Below are 309 nucleotides of genomic sequence, written 5' to 3'. Positions count from 1 at the left end.
CCGAGGCGGTGTAGTTCGGCTTCGTAGCTGTTGCGTCCGCCTTTTCCCCCGGCGAAGCGGGTGGTGAAGACCATGCCGTTGTCGGTGAGGGTGGAGTAGGGAATTCCATGTTGGGCAACGGCTTTGGTGAACTCGTTGGCGACGGTGGTGGCGGTGACGCGGCGGTGGGCGGTGACGGAGATGGCTAGGCGTGAGCAGTCGTCGAGCCAGGACAGGATTTCGGTGTCGGTGCCTGCGGCGAGGCGCCAGTGGGTGAAGTCTGCTTGCCAGCGTTCGTTGGGTTGTGCGGCGGCGAAGCGGATGTAGGAC

The 309-nt window shown here is 64.4% G+C and carries 1 protein-coding gene; it reads right to left on the bottom strand.

From position 1 onward, the window contains the following. The coding region (locus ACAG24_RS29510; protein ID WP_374150821.1) for a DDE-type integrase/transposase/recombinase at window positions 1-309 on the bottom strand (309 nt) is incomplete at both ends.

Source organism: Mycobacterium bulgaricum (assembly GCF_041287165.2).
GTDB classification, from domain to species: Bacteria; Actinomycetota; Actinomycetes; order Mycobacteriales; family Mycobacteriaceae; genus Mycobacterium; species Mycobacterium bulgaricum.
This window is presented reverse-complemented; position numbering and strand designations above follow the sequence as displayed.